22 protein-coding genes are annotated in these 15,366 nt (G+C 65.7%); 13 read left to right on the top strand and 9 right to left on the bottom strand.

Features of this window, described 5'->3' with window-relative positions; genetic code table 11:
• From M3498_13790 to M3498_13770, 5 genes are all read left to right on the top strand, one after another.
• A partial coding sequence (locus tag M3498_13790) for an MFS transporter (GenBank protein ID MDQ3460349.1) occupies positions 1-488 on the top strand: 488 nt, incomplete at its 5' end.
• The gene (locus M3498_13785; protein ID MDQ3460348.1) at positions 485-643 is read left to right on the top strand and encodes a hypothetical protein; all 159 of its coding nucleotides are present in this window, start codon (positions 485-487) and stop codon (positions 641-643) included. The genes M3498_13790 and M3498_13785, both read left to right, overlap by 4 nt.
• A 19-nt stretch (positions 644-662) precedes the next feature.
• Entirely contained in the window at positions 663-1,562 is a 900-nt protein-coding gene (locus M3498_13780) for a DMT family transporter (protein ID MDQ3460347.1), read from the top strand.
• A gap of 187 nt (positions 1,563-1,749) precedes the next feature.
• The gene (locus M3498_13775) at positions 1,750-2,016 is read left to right on the top strand and encodes an AbrB/MazE/SpoVT family DNA-binding domain-containing protein (protein MDQ3460346.1); all 267 of its coding nucleotides are present in this window, start codon (positions 1,750-1,752) and stop codon (positions 2,014-2,016) included.
• A complete protein-coding gene (locus tag M3498_13770) occupies positions 2,013-2,420 on the top strand; it encodes a type II toxin-antitoxin system VapC family toxin (protein ID MDQ3460345.1) in 408 nt (135 codons plus the stop codon). Before M3498_13775 ends, M3498_13770 begins: the two co-directional genes overlap by 4 nt.
• A gap of 324 nt (positions 2,421-2,744) precedes the next feature.
• Here M3498_13770 and M3498_13765 read toward each other — a convergent pair whose 3' ends face one another.
• The 4 genes from M3498_13765 to M3498_13750 form a co-directional block, all read right to left on the bottom strand.
• Positions 2,745-3,026 carry a DUF2442 domain-containing protein gene (locus tag M3498_13765; GenBank protein ID MDQ3460344.1) on the bottom strand — a complete coding sequence of 94 codons (282 nt, stop codon included), beginning with the start codon at positions 3,024-3,026 and terminating at the stop codon, positions 2,745-2,747.
• Positions 3,027-3,036: 10 nt separating this feature from the next.
• On the bottom strand, positions 3,037-3,243 hold the full coding sequence (locus tag M3498_13760) for a DUF4160 domain-containing protein (GenBank protein MDQ3460343.1): 207 nt from the start codon (positions 3,241-3,243) through the stop codon (positions 3,037-3,039).
• A 236-nt stretch (positions 3,244-3,479) separates the two neighbouring features.
• Positions 3,480-3,878, bottom strand: a complete 399-nt coding sequence (locus M3498_13755) for a type II toxin-antitoxin system VapC family toxin (GenBank protein MDQ3460342.1) — start codon at positions 3,876-3,878, stop codon at positions 3,480-3,482.
• Positions 3,871-4,161, bottom strand: a complete 291-nt coding sequence (locus M3498_13750) for an AbrB/MazE/SpoVT family DNA-binding domain-containing protein (protein ID MDQ3460341.1) — start codon at positions 4,159-4,161, stop codon at positions 3,871-3,873. Before M3498_13750 ends, M3498_13755 begins: the two co-directional genes overlap by 8 nt.
• Before the next feature lie 212 nt (positions 4,162-4,373).
• On the opposite strand from M3498_13750, the gene M3498_13745 reads away from it, so the two are divergent.
• The 3 genes from M3498_13745 to M3498_13735 all read left to right on the top strand — a co-directional run bounded on the left by M3498_13745 (position 4,374) and on the right by M3498_13735 (position 7,186).
• Positions 4,374-4,544: a hypothetical protein gene (locus M3498_13745; protein MDQ3460340.1), complete on the top strand. Its 171-nt coding sequence runs from the start codon at positions 4,374-4,376 to the stop codon at positions 4,542-4,544.
• Between the two features lie 489 nt (positions 4,545-5,033).
• A complete protein-coding gene (locus M3498_13740) occupies positions 5,034-5,309 on the top strand; it encodes a hypothetical protein (GenBank protein ID MDQ3460339.1) in 276 nt (91 codons plus the stop codon).
• Positions 5,310-5,347: 38 nt separating this feature from the next.
• Positions 5,348-7,186: a GAF domain-containing sensor histidine kinase gene (locus M3498_13735; GenBank protein ID MDQ3460338.1), complete on the top strand. Its 1,839-nt coding sequence runs from the start codon at positions 5,348-5,350 to the stop codon at positions 7,184-7,186.
• A 64-nt stretch (positions 7,187-7,250) separates the two neighbouring features.
• On the opposite strand, the gene rpmE is transcribed toward M3498_13735, so the two are convergent.
• Positions 7,251-7,466 (bottom strand): 50S ribosomal protein L31, encoded by a 216-nt coding sequence (gene rpmE, locus M3498_13730; GenBank protein MDQ3460337.1) that lies wholly within the window; start codon positions 7,464-7,466, stop codon positions 7,251-7,253.
• Positions 7,467-7,582: 116 nt separating this feature from the next.
• On the bottom strand, positions 7,583-8,044 hold the full coding sequence (locus tag M3498_13725; GenBank protein MDQ3460336.1) for a SufE family protein: 462 nt from the start codon (positions 8,042-8,044) through the stop codon (positions 7,583-7,585).
• Between the two features lie 233 nt (positions 8,045-8,277).
• Here M3498_13725 and aroA point away from each other — a divergent pair, with 233 nt between their 5' ends.
• From aroA to M3498_13710, 3 genes are read left to right on the top strand one after another with little or no spacing between them, the layout of a single operon-like run.
• Entirely contained in the window at positions 8,278-9,567 is a 1,290-nt protein-coding gene (gene aroA / locus M3498_13720; protein ID MDQ3460335.1) for a 3-phosphoshikimate 1-carboxyvinyltransferase, read from the top strand.
• Entirely contained in the window at positions 9,564-10,289 is a 726-nt protein-coding gene (gene cmk, locus M3498_13715) for a (d)CMP kinase (GenBank protein ID MDQ3460334.1), read from the top strand. The genes aroA and cmk overlap by 4 nt, the downstream gene beginning before the upstream one ends.
• A 17-nt stretch (positions 10,290-10,306) precedes the next feature.
• Positions 10,307-11,185: an NAD(+)/NADH kinase gene (locus tag M3498_13710; protein MDQ3460333.1), complete on the top strand. Its 879-nt coding sequence runs from the start codon at positions 10,307-10,309 to the stop codon at positions 11,183-11,185.
• Between the two features lie 10 nt (positions 11,186-11,195).
• Here M3498_13710 and M3498_13705 read toward each other — a convergent pair whose 3' ends face one another.
• Positions 11,196-11,411 carry a hypothetical protein gene (locus M3498_13705; GenBank protein MDQ3460332.1) on the bottom strand — a complete coding sequence of 72 codons (216 nt, stop codon included), beginning with the start codon at positions 11,409-11,411 and terminating at the stop codon, positions 11,196-11,198.
• 318 nt (positions 11,412-11,729) lie between these two features.
• Between M3498_13705 and M3498_13700 the strand changes: the two genes are divergently transcribed.
• Positions 11,730-12,662: an ornithine cyclodeaminase family protein gene (locus M3498_13700; GenBank protein ID MDQ3460331.1), complete on the top strand. Its 933-nt coding sequence runs from the start codon at positions 11,730-11,732 to the stop codon at positions 12,660-12,662.
• A gap of 43 nt (positions 12,663-12,705) precedes the next feature.
• Here the strand turns inward: M3498_13700 and M3498_13695 are convergent, their stop codons facing one another.
• The gene (locus M3498_13695) at positions 12,706-13,854 is read right to left on the bottom strand and encodes a glycosyltransferase (GenBank protein ID MDQ3460330.1); all 1,149 of its coding nucleotides are present in this window, start codon (positions 13,852-13,854) and stop codon (positions 12,706-12,708) included.
• A 262-nt stretch (positions 13,855-14,116) separates the two neighbouring features.
• Here M3498_13695 and M3498_13690 point away from each other — a divergent pair, with 262 nt between their 5' ends.
• Entirely contained in the window at positions 14,117-15,193 is a 1,077-nt protein-coding gene (locus tag M3498_13690; GenBank protein ID MDQ3460329.1) for a protease complex subunit PrcB family protein, read from the top strand.
• A 46-nt stretch (positions 15,194-15,239) separates the two neighbouring features.
• Here the strand turns inward: M3498_13690 and M3498_13685 are convergent.
• The coding region (locus tag M3498_13685; GenBank protein ID MDQ3460328.1) for a deoxyguanosinetriphosphate triphosphohydrolase at positions 15,240-15,366 on the bottom strand (127 nt) is incomplete at its 5' end.

Here is a 15,366-nt window from a genome sequence, read left to right as displayed (position 1 = left end):
CCGCGTGGCTGGGCGCTTCGGGAGTGGCGGTGTTTCACACCGCGATGCTGCTCGGACGCCTGGGGGCGGCGCAGGCGCTTCAGCGTTACCACCGCCGGGGTCTCCTCCAGCTGGCAGGTGCTGTCGCGGCGGGAGGGATGCTCATTGCCCTCGCCACCGAGCACGCCCCCGTCGTTCTGCTGAGTTTCCTGATTACCGGGCTGGCTGTTGCCGTCGTCGCACCCGTGACGTTCTCACTCGTTGGCGACGCCGTGCCGGATCGCGTGGGTGAGGCGAGTTCGATCCTCACGACCGTCGCATACCTGGGGCTGTTGCTGGGGCCCGTGATCATCGGCGGGCTGGCGGAGTTCATAGGACTACGCCTGGCACTCGGGAGCATCATCTTCATGGGAGGCTTGATTTCGCACTTGAGCTGCGGGGTGCTCAGGGGCCGCCCAGTTACCTCCAGCAGAGCGTCGGCAGCTTATCTCGATGGGAGTGGAGCATGATTCATAGGGAACGCAAGATATTTTCGGGGGATCCCGCCTGGCTGGGCATCCTTCTCCTGGCGGCACTGTGGCTTTTCTGGTTTTTGCCAGCCCCGCCTCCCGCCTCGCTCCTCACTGAAGCACCGCCCGCTGCGGTGAACGTCCGCGGCCGCTAGCAGCTCCTGGATTCGCTGCATGGCGTACGAGCTCATCTTCTTGGCGGCCGCACTCTGGGGGCTCATCGGCTTGCTCACCAAAGGGATGTTGGCAGCCGGCATCGAACCTTTGGAGATCGCCTTCTGGCGGGCCGCGCTGAGCGGGCTGCTCTTTTGCGCCCACGCGGGCTTAAGAGGAGACCTCTACCTGAAGCGACGCCGTGACTCAGGGTTCTTCCTCGGTTTTGCTCTCGTGGGCATCCTTCACTACGTGTCGTTCATCCTTGCCGTAGACCATGGCGGTGTGAACCTCGCGGTCGTCCTGCTCGCGGCAGCGCCGGTGTTTGTGGTGGTGGGCGCGTGGTTGTTGCTCCGAGAGGCTCTGACACCGTTAAAGCTCGGCCTGGTGCTCGTGACGCTGCTGGGGGTCCTCCTCGTCTCGGGTGGTGGGGGTGAGGGGATGACCGTCTCCGCCCTGGCCATCTTCTGGGGTCTTTTGGCAGCGGCAAGCCACGCCAGCCTCTACCTCTTCGACAAGTGGATGCTGGGCCGCTACAGCCCCGTCACCATCTGCGCGCTGCTCATGCCCTTGGGGGCGCTTATGCTAGGGCCGCTGGTGACGTTCAGCCCCAAGAGCCTGCAGGTGTGGGGGTTGTTGCTGCTGCTGGTGTTCTTTTCGACCTATGTGGCCTACTTTCTCTACTACACCGGCCTCAAGAGGATAGAAGCGTCACGGGCGGTGCTGGTGACAAGCGTCGAACCGGTCATCGCTGCCACCTTGGCTGCTCTGGTGTTTGGTGAGCACTTCGGCTTGCTCGGTTATGTCGGGGCGAGCTCGATCGTTTGTGCGGCGCTCCTGGTGTCCCTGCTGCAAGGAAGCTTGAGGAATGCTGCGGCTGTGTTCGCGCGCCAGAGCCCTCTACCCCCTGAGCGGTCCTGAAGACGCTCATCATGAAGCTATGGACACAGTGAGCAAAAGGAGCGACCGATTCGGGGCTTTTTAACAGCGAATGCTCGGGGTGCTTCAATGGCAATAACAGGCCGATAGGATTTAAAAGGACAGGCTGCGTGAGGCGTGTGCAACATGTTGTCACATGCAGCTCAATACCGACACGCTATACTGAATCATGTCACATAACAAGCATCCATTACAAGTACGCATCGGCCCCCATGGCCGCGTCGTCATTCCTTCCCCGCTGCGCCGCGCCCTAAAGCTCGAGGTTGGGGAAGACCTGGTAGCCAGGCTCGAGGGTGAACAGCTTATCTTCGAGCGCCGAGAAGCCCTCGAGCGCCGGCTACGCCAGCGCTTCGCTCATATACCCAAAGCGGTCAACCTGGCGGATGAACTGATTGCGGAGCGGCGCGACGAGACTCGCCGTGAGGCTGACGGGTGAGTGCCCCAGGCGGGGCTAGCGAAGCGGAATCACGCTGCGTCCTTGACGCCTCGGCCCTGCTCGCTTACCTGCATGACGAGGATGGGGGTGCGCGTGTTCGGGGGGAGCTTGCACACGCCCTCATGTCAAGCGTGAACTGGTCGGAGGTCGTTCAAAAAGCCTTGGCGTACAACACGAACGTCACCGGGCTGCGTCAGGACCTCGAGGCTTTGGGCTTGCAGATTGTGGACTTCGATGCTCGGCAGGCCGAGGCAGCCGCCGAGCTATGGACCCTCACCAGGAGCGCGGGGCTGTCGCTAGCCGACAGGGCATGCTTGGCTTTGGCTCGAGCGCGTAAGCTGCCTGCCCTGACTTCTGATAAGGTTTGGACTCGAGTCTCTCCTAACGTTCAGATGATTCGTTAAGCTGTCGCGGGTTAAGGACCGGCATAATCACTATCATCCCGGCGGGACCTCATGGTTTGCCTCTACAAACGCGAGATTTTCCTTGTTGTTGTGACATGGAAGACTCGAGCATCCTACCTAATTCTTACCGGAAGCTGATAGCATGAGCCGTGGAACAAGTCCGGAAATAGAGGATCCGCTTCGATAGCTAAGTAGAGCGGCGATTCCCAAAGCATTTCTTGGGCCTCTTCCTCGTCTGATGCAGCGAGGACGGGCTCGGGGTTTTTCTTGTGCGGCCGGGGCTCGAGCTTCATCGGATAACCACCTCGTGCTCTTCTTGCCCAGCTACGAAGCTGCGGGCTCTGCATCCTCCATCCACGCTGGAGTCAAGCCGTAATAGAGCACGTCCGGATCGATGTCGGCCTTATAGTCTCCACAGTCCCAGGTGAGCACGCCCTGCTCGAGCGCAACCGAACGAAAGAGCTGCTGGTTTTCACGGATGGGTGCAAAGACGGGACCACGCAGGTAGTGTTCAAGGTCAAGCGCCCGCTCTTCGCCGCTGTCAAAAATGACGCGCACCCTAAATCCCTCGAGCGGTACAACCGACGTTGTGCGTACTAGCTTCATAGTCCTCCTCCTACTCCAGTGGCTCAAGCATCTCTAGCGGCTTCCCATCCCTCGCAAGTTGCCAGTTTCGTATGAGTGCGGCGCGGTTCATGGTCGCCCACTCCAGCACAAGCGCCTGAGCGCGACGCGGAATGCCACCCCGTGTCAGCTCGAGCGTCTCGATGGTGTAGACAGCCTCATGGTCACCATATTTGAAGTGGCGCCATAAAACCGGCAAATAGCTGGCACAACATCATTTTACAACGATGGCAGGGTTCTGATGCTCCTTGATATCTTGACTGATTGTGGCTGGACCTCGAGCCGAAATCTGTTCACCCTTTTTCTCGTCCAGGGCAGCAAGGCGGGCTCGAGCTTCGCTGGACGGTTAGTCGCTGGCTTGGTTCTAATCCCGTATCACCATTAGGACGGCTAGAGCAGCAGGTAGATAACGTAGCGCTCAAGCTTGGCAGGCCCTTAGCGAATGAGCTTCACATTCACCGGCACATTCGCCTGTTGCCAATCCCTATCAGAGGTGAGTGCTGGCAGTGCCAGGCGGTGCGCCAGCGCCAGGCAACAGCGGTCCCCGAGAGATAAGCCAAGAGCTTTGGTTAGCGGGCGCCATGTCGCTACCTGAAGCGTGTCTTTCTCGCTTAGAGGCTCGAGTTTTAGGAGCGTATGGAGTAGCCCTGCTTGCTGCATGCGCTCGAGCGCTGCCTCGGGTGGCTGGCCCCACTCGGCCAGCTTGGACAATACTTCGGCCAGGTTGACCACACTCATGGCCGCCCCTTGGCTGAGGGCCTCTGCAACCACTTCGGCGCCCTTCTCTCCTTTTAGGTGGGCAAGCAGAGCAGAGGCGTCCAGAACGCTATTCACGTGCCGCTTCGGCTTTGCGCTCGGCGATCAGGTCATCAACCAGGCTGACTTCAGGCGCAACATGAGCGAAGAGTCCCAAGCCCTTGTGGGCAAGCTCCCACGCGGATGTAAGCCGTAAGCTGCCGTCGGTTTCTAGGGTGAGAATGAGTTGATCGCCCTCTTGAATCTCGAGGCGCTTGCGAAGCTCGGCTGGAAGGACGATGCGCCCGCGGTTGCCAACTTGTAGGGAATATTGGTGTTTGTGGGAATCGGAAAAAGAGTGGGCCATAAAGAAATTTACCACATCTAGTGCTTCTTGAGATGTAAGTCTGAACGCTCTCGCGGATGTGCCTGAGAACGTCCGCGTCAAAGCTTATGCGCATCCTCGGCCTTCGCGCGCTTTTCCTTCTCGAGTTCAGCCTCCACGCGGTCCCACACATTGTAGTCACGTTCCTCTCTGATCTCGCGAATGGGCGCTTTCGTTTCCTCCAGGGTGTACCCGCCTTTGAGCTTAAAGTGAGCGCTACGAGCTTCGCGGAGTCTTTCGGCAAGCCGCTCCGCTTCCATGATGGCTTCCAGGGTGCGGTAGCGGAGCTTGGACGGATGGAGCCACACCGCTACGACCTCGCCGTTTTGGGTGATCTCGATGTCCTCGCCGCCTTTGACGCGCTCGAGTTCGTCATGTAAGGGTGACCTTTGCCATAAAATAGCTTTGGCATAAAATGGCTTAGATGGAGCACTTATGACAGCTTGCGGTGTTCTTTCGCAACAAGCCAGAGAAAGGCCCTTTTCCTCGAACTGGTTAGGCTCGAGGCTTCTTTTTGCTCCTCAACCTGCTCACGCCCAGGTCGTCATGTGGGATGACCTTTGGCAAGTGTCAGGGGCTCGAAAGGTGGGGCTCGAGAACCTCTTTGCGCCCTTTCAGTCGCCAAACGGATTCACTGCCGTGATTTCCGCGACGGAGAAAGAATCCTTCTCGGTGATGATGGTGGGAGGCTCGTGGACGAGCGTGGCGAGCAGCATGTCAAAGTAGCTTTGGCGATAGAAAACGCTTCTCGAGCACATCAGCCAAAAAACAGGGCGAGTTGTAGCCGCTTGTGCCGGCGTCTCCACCTTTCAAAGCGCTCGAGCCCTCCTAAAACACCCTCGAGGAAAACCTAGCCGTACAATAGAGCCATGTCGAAGCGCAACCGAGAGAAAAGGGCTGAGCAGCGGGCGCTCGAGGCGGCGCGGCGCCTCACCTTCGGCAAGGTTCTGCGGCTGGTCCTCAAGATGTTCGTCTTCGCGATTCTTGCGTCCCTGGCGGTTTCGCTGGCGTCCGCGGCGGGGGTGCCTGGTCTCGAGACCTTCTGGGTGCAGCTCCTCGTCATGCTGCTGCTCTATCTGCCGGCCTACCCCATCATCATGCGCGAGTTCAGGCCGGCCCGTTCCGGGCGGCGCGCCAGAGGGTGATCGCCGGCTCGCCAGGAGGGTCTAGGGGCCCGGCTTCCTTGCCGGCCGGGCCCTCGCCGGCCGCCGAGGCGGCCTTTGGCCCCAGTTCCCTCTACGGCCAGATCAAGCTGGCCCGCTTCTGGCTGCCCCTGGCCATCCTGGTCCTGGTGCTCGCCTACCAGCTCCTCATCGTGCCCCTGGGCGACGCGCGCTGGGAGTTTTGGGCGACGCTGCTGTTCTACGGCATCCTGGGGCCGGTGGTCACCTTCGTCACGCTCACCTGGATCGCCTCGCAGGTGAAGGGGCGCGAGCTCGCGCAAAACGAGCTGAGGGAGCTCTACACCGAGCTGCGTGCCAGCCACGAGCTGCTCGCCGCCATCCAGAACGTAACCGAGCGCTTTGCCGCCGCCACCGACTTGGACTCGGTCCTCAGCGCGGCCAGCGAGGGCGTGGCCGAGGTCACGGGCGCGGAGGCCGCGGCGGTGAGCCTGGGCCTTGGTGGGCTGGGGGTGGTGCGCGGCCACGGCCTGACGGCTTTTCTTGGCGAGCGCGTCTTGGCGCGCGCCGAAGCGCTCTCGCGCCAGGAGGCACTGAGCGACACCGAGCAGGGCGAGGAGAGCGGAAGGCTCTGGGTGCTGACCATGCCGCTCGTCTGGGGTCAGGCCTTGGAAGGCAGCCTCCACGCTTTTTACAGGGCCGAGCCGAGCCACGACCAGCGCGAGAGCTTCAGCATCCTGGGCTCGCAGTTCTCAGCGGCGGCCGAGGCCAGCCGCGGGCGCACCAAGGACCTCCTGACGCTCTTCGAGGTGGACCGCAGCATCCGCGCCGAAGGCAACCTGGAGCGCCTTTTGGGGACGCTGCTCACCCAGACGATGCAGCGCGCCGGGGCCAGTCTGGGCGGGGTCTATCTAGCCGACGAGGACGGCCTCCTGCAGCTCAAGGCCTGGCACGGGCTCTCCGCCAATCCCTCAGTGACCCCGCTGTCCGCGCGCGTGGGAGAAGGGTTTATCGGCAAAGCCGCCGAAGCGGGCGAGCCGCGCATCGCTGGCAACCTCTCGGGCGAGGCGCGCCTCACCGGCGGGCCGGTCCTGGCGCGGGCTGAGAGCGTCATCAGCCTGCCGCTCGAGGCCGACGAGGGTCTCTTGGGCATCATCGTCTTGGCGCACGAGAGCGCCGCCTACTTCAGCGAGGCGAGCCTGCCCTTCTTGAGCCTGATGGCCGGGCAGGTGACCCTGGCGGTGCGCAACGCCCGCGCCTACCTCCAGTCCGAGGAGCTCGCCATCGTCGAGGAGCGCGCCCGCATCGCCCGTGAGATCCATGACGGCGTCGCTCAGTCGCTGGCTTTCTCCGCGCTCAAGCTCGACCTCGCCCTCAAGCTGCTCGCCAAGGACCCACAGAAGGCCGCCAGCGAGTTGAACGCGACCAAAACGACCATCCGCGAGACCATCAAGGAGGTGAGGCGCAGCATCTTCGCGCTCCGGCCCATCGACTTGGAGCGGCACGGCTTCGCCGAGGCTATCCGCCGCTACGCGGTGGACTACGGCCAGCAAAATGACATCCGCGTCGCGCTCCAAGTGGAGGCACCGCCGCAGCTCACTCTGAAGAGCGAGGCGGTGCTCTACAGGATCTTCCAGGAGACGATGAACAACGTCGCCAAGCACTCGAGCGCGTCTTCAGTCGAGGTTACGGTGGGGACCACGGCGGAACGGCACAGCTTTATCCGCATCAGGGACGACGGCCGCGGCTTCGATCCCGAAGGAGTGAGCGGACGGATCACCAGTGCCGGGGGTCTGGGCCTGTTACAGATGTGCGAGCGGGTCGAGGCCAGAAGGGGCCGCTTCGAGGTGAGCTCGTCACCCGGCGCGGGCACGCAGGTCTACGCCTCGGTACCGGAGTGAGGCCGAGAGTTACAGGGGTCGGGGGTCAGGGCTTGGGTTTTTACCGACCCCTAACCCCTGAATTCTACTTCCTGCGGTAGCTCGCGTTGGCAAAGCGCTTCTGGAACTTCTCGACGCGGCCTTCGGTGTCGATAAAGCGCTGCTGGCCGGTGTAGAAGGGATGGCAGGCGCTGCACACGTCGATGTGGATCTCCTGCTTGGTGCTCATGGTCTCGATCACGTTGCCGCAACCGCACATAATCTTTGCGGGCATGATTTTGGGATGAATGTCTGCTTTCATGGTCGCTGCCTCCAAAGTCGCAAGGGGAAGCCTAGCACAGAACGCCGCTACCGGCAAGGCGCCGCGACGCCGATGCAAGCGGCGGATGGGCGTAGCCACGTCCTGGGCCACGCCCCCTAGATGCTCGTGGCTGTCCTCTCGCCGATCTGGCGCTTAACGCGCTGCATGATGGCCGCCATACCGCGCAGGCGCTGTGACGAGATGATCTCGGCCAAACCCATGCGGGTGTAGAAGTCGTCGGGAACCTCGAGCACCTCCTGCGCCGAGGCGCCGCTCAGCCCCTCGGCGAGGATGCCCGCGAAGCCGCGCATGGTCGGCGCCTCCTGAGGGGCGTCGAAGTGGAGGGCGACCCGGCCCTCCTCGTCGACCTCGCTCAGGACAAAGAAGGGCGTCTGGCACTCGTGGACCTGCTCCATCGCCTCGCGGTGGCCGTCGAGTTCGGGGGGCAGGGGAGGGACCTTGCGGGTGTACTCCAGGAGGAGTTGGAGTCGCAGACTCTTGGGTGCGGTCCTGAACGCGCCGATGATCTCTTCGAGCCGTTGGGCTGTGCTCCGGGCTGTGCTCTGGGGTGTGCTCATGGCCCTAAGGATACTCATCAGGCTGGGGTCACCCCGTGCTCTGCAGTGCAAAGCGGTTCCGAGCAAAGAGGCTGGGGTCGTGATCCGCTGGGGTCGTGGTCCCTGCACCCTCTCGGCGATTGCGCTTTGTGCTTGCCGACGGCACGAGATGGCCAGGCCCGGCCGCGGAGGCCGCGGATGACGGCTTGGCAGTTCGGTCCGGGATACCGCCTTCGAGATGCTATCTTACGGTCATGTGCGTTTACCCCGACCGCCTCGAGATTCCCCCCGGCGTCTTCGATCGTGTGCTCGAGGTGCCGGGCTCCAAAAGCCTCACCAACCGGGCGCTCGTCGTCGCGGCTCTGGCCGAGGGGCGCTCGAGGCTAGCGGGCGCGCTGCTCGCCGAGGACTCCGAGGTGATGGCGGCGGCGCTGAACCGGCTGGGCATCGCGGTCACGGTCGAGGGCGACCTCTTCACCGTCGAGGGGCAGGGGGGGCGCATTCCCGTCGCCGAGGCCGAGCTCGACCTGCGCCTCTCGGGCACCTCGATTCGCTTTCTGACCGCGCTCGTCGCGCTCGGGCGGGGGCGTTACCGCCTGGACGGCAACGAGCGGATGCGCCAGCGCCCCATCCAGGACCTGCTGAGCGCGCTCGAGTCGCTCGGGGTCAAGGCGGAAACGGTCTTTGAGACGGGCTGCCCGCCGCTCGTCGTCGAAGGCCGTGGGCTCAGGGGCGGGCGGGCGCGGGTGGCGGGCGAGCGCTCCTCGCAGTTTCTCTCGGCCTTGCTCATGGCCGCGCCCTACGCGGACGCCCCCGTCACCCTCGAGGTGGCGGGCGACTTGCAGTCCAAGCCCTTTATCGACATGACCCTGGCGCTCATGGAGGATTTCGGCGTCACCGTGGACCGCGAGGGCTACCGGCGCTTCACCGTGGCCCCCGCGCGCTACCGGGCGCGCGACTACGCCGTCGAGGGCGACGCCATGGCGGCGGGCTACTTCTGGGCGGCGGCGGCCGTCAGCGGCGGCCGGGCGCGGGTTTTGGGCGTGGGCGCGGGCTCGAGCCAGGGCGACAAAGGCCTGGCGGACGTGCTCGGTATGATGGGCTGCAAGGTGAGCTGGGAGGCGGGGGCCTGCGAGGTGCGGGCGCCCGAGGGCGGGGTCCTCAGGGGCGGCGTCTTCGACCTCAACGACATGCCCGACCAGGCGCAGACGCTGGCGGTGGTGGCCCTCTTCGCCGACGGTCCGGTGCGCATCGAAAACGTCTGGAACATGCGCATCAAGGAGACCGACCGCCTGGGCGCGCTCCATACCGAGCTGAGCAAGCTGGGCGCGCGGGTCGAGGAGGGGCGCGACTTCATCGTCGTCCATCCCCTTGAGGACTACCGCGGGCCCGTCCGTATCGACACCTACGGCGACCACCGCATGGCGATGGCCTTTGCCCTGGCCGGCCTGCGCCTGCCCGGCGTGACCATCATGGACCCCGGCTGCGTCGCCAAGACCTTCCCCGACTTCTTTCGCGCCCTGACCGGGGCGGCGGCGGTATGATGACGCTCGTGGACGTTTACGAACTCAGCGGGCCGAGACCGGTAGGACCTGGATGCGCGGACGGCGCCGACGATGAGCGCCGCCTCGTCATCACCCTGGACGGCCCGGCGGCGTCGGGCAAGTCGAGCGTGGCCAGGCGCGTCGCCGAGCTTTTGAATATTCCCTATGTCTCGAGCGGCCTGCTCTACCGGGCCGCCACCTTCCTGGTCTTGGAGCGCGGCTTAGGCCCCGCCGACGAGGCGGCGGTGATGGCGCTCCTGAACGCCCACCGGGTGGAGCTGCGGGCGCAGACGGGCCGAGCCAACCAGCTCTTTATCGACGCCGTCAATATCTCGCCCGCGCTACACACCGACGCCGTGGACGCGGCGGTCTCGGCGGTCGCGGGTCACCCCTCGGTGCGGGACTGGGTCGGCGAGCGCCTGCGCGCCACCGGCGGCTCCTTTGCCATCGACGGCCGTGACATGGGCACGGCCGTTTTTCCCGACGCCACCCACAAGTTTTATCTCGACGCGCCCGCCGAAGTGCGCGCCCGGCGCCGGGTAGGCGAGCGCAGCACCTCGCTGCCCGAGGTGGCCGAGGCCTTGCGGCGGCGCGACCGGCTCGACCACAAGCAGCTTACGCCCGCCCCGGACGCCGTGCACATCGACACCGCCGACCTGACCGTCGAAGAGGTAACGCGCCGCGTGCTCGACGAGGTCTTGAGCACCTCCTTGGCCCGTTAGGTGGGGGCTTGACGACCGTGCTCGAGCCCTTCACCACGCCGGCCGCCCGCTTGCGCCGGGTGGTCGTCACCAGCACCCGCTACAAGCCCGCCGCGCACCCGCTGGCCCAGGAGATCGCCGCCCGGCTGAGCTCGCTGGGCGCCGCGGTCACGCTCGATCTAGCCGGCTCCCTAGCGCTGGCGCGGGAGGTGCCCGAGGCCGAACTGGTCGTCGCCGTGGGCGGCGACGGCACCCTGCTGGCGACGGCGCGGCGGCTGGTCGGTACCTCTGTGCCCACCCTGGGCGTCAACCTGGGCAAACTGGGTTTCCTGGTCGAGCACAGCCCCGAAGAGGTGATGGCCTATCTCGCGGGCGAGCCGCCCGAGGGTTGGCGGCTCGAGCCCAAGATGATGCTCCAGGTCTGCCTCGAGGACGGCCGCAAGACCACCCGCTACGCCCTCAACGACATGATGGTCTCGCAGGGGGTGATGACGCGCCTCATCAGCATCGACATGGCCGTGAACGGCCAGCACGCCGCGCAGTACCGGGCCGACGGCGTCGTCGTATCGACGCCGGTGGGCTCGACGAGCTACTCGCTGTCGCTGGGCGGCCCCATCCTGGCGCCGGGCCTGCGCGCCTTTGCGATCACCCCGATCGCGCCGCACGCGCTCACCAACCGCGCCATCGTCATCGAAGGGTCCGGGGTGGTGTCCTTTGCGGTAAGGAGCCCTATCCGCGAGCTGGCGCTGGTCTTCGACGGCCAGGAGCGCCTCGCGGTGGGCGAGGGCGACCGCTTTCGGGTCTCGGCGGCGCCCACCGACTTCGTGCTGGTGTCGTCCGGCCGGCGCAGCTACTTCGAGGTCCTGCGCCACAAGCTCGCCTGGGGCGAAGGCCCGCGCCTGAGTGACCGTGCTTGAGTGACCGTGCCTAGTCCGACCTGGGCGGCGTGACCTCGCGGTTGCCGAGCAGCGCCCTTAAAAAGCGAATCTTGAAGCGGTCTCTCTCCCGGTAGGCCTGACGGAACTCCTCGGTGGCCGCGGCTCCCTCCTGCCCCAGGCCGGCCACGCGCACCCGGTAGAGCGTTTCGATCGCGTCCGAGAGGACCGAGCTGACGGTTTCAGAGGCGCTGAAGTCTTCTTTCATACGCCTCAAGGTAGCAGACCCCCGCTACGACTTCGCCCCAACCGTCACATTGGCTACATTTGTTTGCGGTGTTTCTAAAGCCGGTGTTTCTAAAGCCGGTCTAATACCAAATTGCCCTTCAAAGTGTCGCAAACCGAATGCGTCTAAGGGTATGCGCGAACCCCCTTCTCGCTTTGCTCGGAACACGCGCACTTTTCAAGCGCAAAAGCGGCGCTTGAAAAGGCACTTGTATAACTTGAGCCGCTGTGTCCAAAGGAGGTGACTCCGCCTCTGGCGCCCAGACTGGAAAGGTTGGAGGCAGGGGGATAAGCTATGGCTATGATGGTCCTTTCCGATGCAGAGGTGGCCGAGCGGCTCCACTGGCCCGAGGTAATGGGGGCGCTCGAGGCGGGCTTTCGCCTCCGCGCTCAGGCGCCCTCGAGTTTTGCCCTGCCGGAACGCGTGGCGCTTTCTGCCAGCGGCGGCGGCGCCTTGTTGACCATGCCCTGCGCCGACGCGCGCGGCTGGTTCGGCGTCAAGCAGGTCTCGGTGCTGCCGGAAAACCAGGGGCGCGGCCTGCCCACCGTCCAGGCCTGGTACACCCTCATGGGCCCAAACGGCACCCCGGTGCTGGCCTGCGCGGCGACCGCGCTCACCCGTATCCGCACGGCGGCGGCCTCCGCCCTAGCGGCGCGCTCTTTGGCGCCCGAGGCGGCCCAGAGCCTGCTCGTCGTCGGCACGGGCTCGCTCGCGCCCTGGCTCGCCGAGGCGCACCTCCAGGTGCGGGCTTACGCCGAGGTGATGGTCTGGGGCCGCGACCGGGCCAAGGCGGAGAGGACGGCCGCGGCGATCCGCGGGCGCGTCGGCGCGGTGGCGCTGGTGCGCGCTGTGGACGAGCTCGAGGCCGCTGTTGACGTGGCCGACGTGATCAGTTTCGCGACCACGGCCAAGGAACCCATCATCCGCGGCGCGCAGCTTCGGGACGGCCAGCATCTCGACCTCGTCGGCGCCTTTTCGTCCGCTATGTGCGAGGTGGACGCGGACGCCGTGAAGCGTGCCCGCGTTTTCGTCGATGATAGAGAGGCCGCCAGAGCGGAGGCGGGCGACCTTATCCAGGCGGCGGCGCAGGGCTGGTCCTTCGAGGAGGTTAGGGCCGACTTGGCGGCCCTGGTCACCGGCCAGGCAGGACGCGAGCGCGACGAGGACATCACCCTCTTCAAATCGGTGGGGCTGGCCGTGGAGGACCTGCTGGTGGCGCGGCTCCTGGTCTGAAATCGGCTGTCATGCCTTTTGGGTGCGCGGATGAACCGGCGCGCTAGAGCGGCCTCGAGACGAGCGACTCGATGACGTCTCTGGCTGCCCCTGGTTTGCCGCCGCGCCTAGCGGCCTCGCGCATCGCCGCCTGGCGCGCCGGGTCGTCGAAAAAGCTCTTCAGCTTGTGTGCCAAGACGGCCAGCGGCTCGACGCGCAGGCCCGCGCCGCCTTCCAAGAGGTGGTTGGCGTTGGCTTCTTCTTGGATGGGGTAGGGCTGGACGATGGCAAAGGGCAAGCCGGCGGCCAGTGCTTCGCTGGTGGTCAGGCCGCCGGGCTTGCCCAGCAAGAGGTCGGCGGCCGCCAAGTAGAGGGGCACGTCGGTCGTGAAGCCGAGCACCTTGAAGCGCATGAGCCCGTCGTAGCCCTCGAGCTCGCGCTTGACCAGGTCCTCGTTGGGCGGGCTGCGGCCGCAGATGACCACCACCTGGAGCGGCCGGCGCAAGGTCATGAGCTCTCTCAGGATGTGCCGCAAGGTCCCCTCGTCGAGGCCGCTAGCCATGAGTAGCAGGGTGTCGCGCCCTGGGAGCTCGAGCGTTGCCCTCGCCTCGGCCCGCCCCGGCAGGGAAGCGTAGCGCAGGTCGATGGGGATGCCCGTCACCTCGACTTGCGCCGCTGGAATACCCGTCGAGAGGAGGTGCGCGCATATCTGCTCGGTGGCGACGAAGTAGCGGCTTATGTCAGGCTGCAGCCACAGGCGGTGGGCGGCGTAGTCGGTGAGAACCACGCTCTGCGGCACGTGCGGCCTGCTCCCGAGCCGCGCTAGGATCTGCGGCGGCAGGAAGTGGGTGTGCACGAGCGCGTCCGGTTCGTAGCGGCGGATGTGCCGGGGGAGCCGATAAGAGACGAGCCGGGTAAGGCCGCGGGTGAGCCGGGTCATGATGCGGACCTGGCGCGAGGCGCCCGGCTGCGGCAGGCGGTCTAAGCGCTTGCCGAGCCAGTCGACGAAGTTTGGCGCGCTCTTCACCAGGTCGAAGTAGACATGGCGGTAGATGCGGCGAAAGGCCGGGGTGGTGTAGTCGAGCAGGTCCACGTGCTCACAGACGATCCCCCGCTCCCTGGCGGCCTGCTCGAGGGCGCGGCCCGCCGCGACGTGGCCGCCGCCGATCGAGGCCGACACGACGAGGAGCTTGCGGGGAGGGCCTGGCGGCATCCGGTAAGTCTACCAGGCGAGCTTGTCGGCTTGTCCTGCTTTGGCCGGCGCCGCGCAGCCTGCGGCGGCGGACGAACGACGAACAAAGAGACGATGAAGGGACCGTCACCCGCCCTCATGGTTGCCCTTATTTTGCTCGTGGTCGCCCTTAGTTTGATAGCATAGAGCGTTTCCCCTGCCAACCCGGCGCAAGCGCGCCGGGAGCGCGCCGAAGCAGGACTGTGGCCGTTGTTTGGGAGTGGTTTGAGATGAAGGAGGATGCGTGCGCTATTTCATTCTTGTCGCCCTGCTCTTGCTGGCGGGCTGCCTGCCGGGAGCCGAGCAGACCTTGCGGCTCCACGAGATCGAGCTTGTAGGCGGCGACAGCCCTTTTCGCTACAGCTACTTTTACGGCGCGCCCGGCGAGGTCACCAGCGGCGAGCGGCGCTTGGTGTTGAGCGACGGGCCGAGCGAGGACCCGCTGGCCGTGCCCGGCGCCCTCTTGGTCAACGGCCGGCCCAACCGCGCCCAGGAGATGCGGCCTTTGAGCCCCCCCAGCGAGGTGCAGCGCGCCGCCATGTCCACCGACATGCTGGTGCGCACCGCAAGGGCCACGGGGGCGGTCGTCTACTACGACGGCCGGCTCTGGTTCGACCTCCTGGATTCGGCCGAGGCGGGCTTCGACACCCGGGTGGTGCCGCGGCCGCGGGTCGACGGCCTGCGCGGGCTCGGCCGGCTGAGCCCCGCCGAGGCGGAGATGCTCGAGCGCCTTCTCGAGCCCAGAGGAGCCGTGGTGCTCACGGTGCTGCTCGAGCCGCTGACGCCGCCTCAGGTGTACGCGGGCGCCCAAATAGACGAATACCTGCGGACCTCGCTCGCCGTCCAGACGGGCGTGCCGGTCGACCCGGCGGCCGTTCAGCCCGCCGTTCAGGACCTCCGCTGGGACGAGCTCGCTAGCGGCCAGCAGGCCACCTTGGGCGCCGAGGTGGGCGCCCAAGCCGACTACCGGGTGGTGACGAGCCAGGACGCCCTCTTGACCCTCTGGAACCGGGCTCACGGCGCGCAGCTCAGCCCGCCCCGCCTGCCCGAGCTGGATTTTCGCCGCGAGAGCGTGATCGCCGTCTTCTTGGGTCAGCGCCCGAGCGGCGGCTACGGGGTGAGCGTGCGCGACCTGCGGCTCGAGGGCGGCGATGTCATCCTGCTCTTAGAAGAGCGCCAGCCGGGTCCCGGCGACATCACCACCCAGGCGCTTACCAGCCCCTGGCTGATGCTGCGCGTGGCGCGGCCGAACCTGCGCGCGGCCTGGATTCGCGACGCGCAGACGGGCAACCTGATCGGCGTGGCGCAACCCTTGAACTAGGGGCTAGGGGTTGGGGAAAGCCAAAACCCTAGCCCCCAGCCCCTCCTCACGTCAGCGCGTGGGGGTCGAAGAGGCGGCGGTACTCGTCGCCGGCGTAGCGGTCGGTCATGCCCGCCAGATGGTCGGTGACCGCGCGCATGAGGCCGACCTCCTCGGCGTGCTCGCGCACCGAG

This window comes from Deinococcota bacterium, assembly GCA_030858465.1.
Classification (GTDB): domain Bacteria; phylum Deinococcota; class Deinococci; order Deinococcales; family Trueperaceae; genus JALZLY01.
This window is presented reverse-complemented; position numbering and strand designations above follow the sequence as displayed.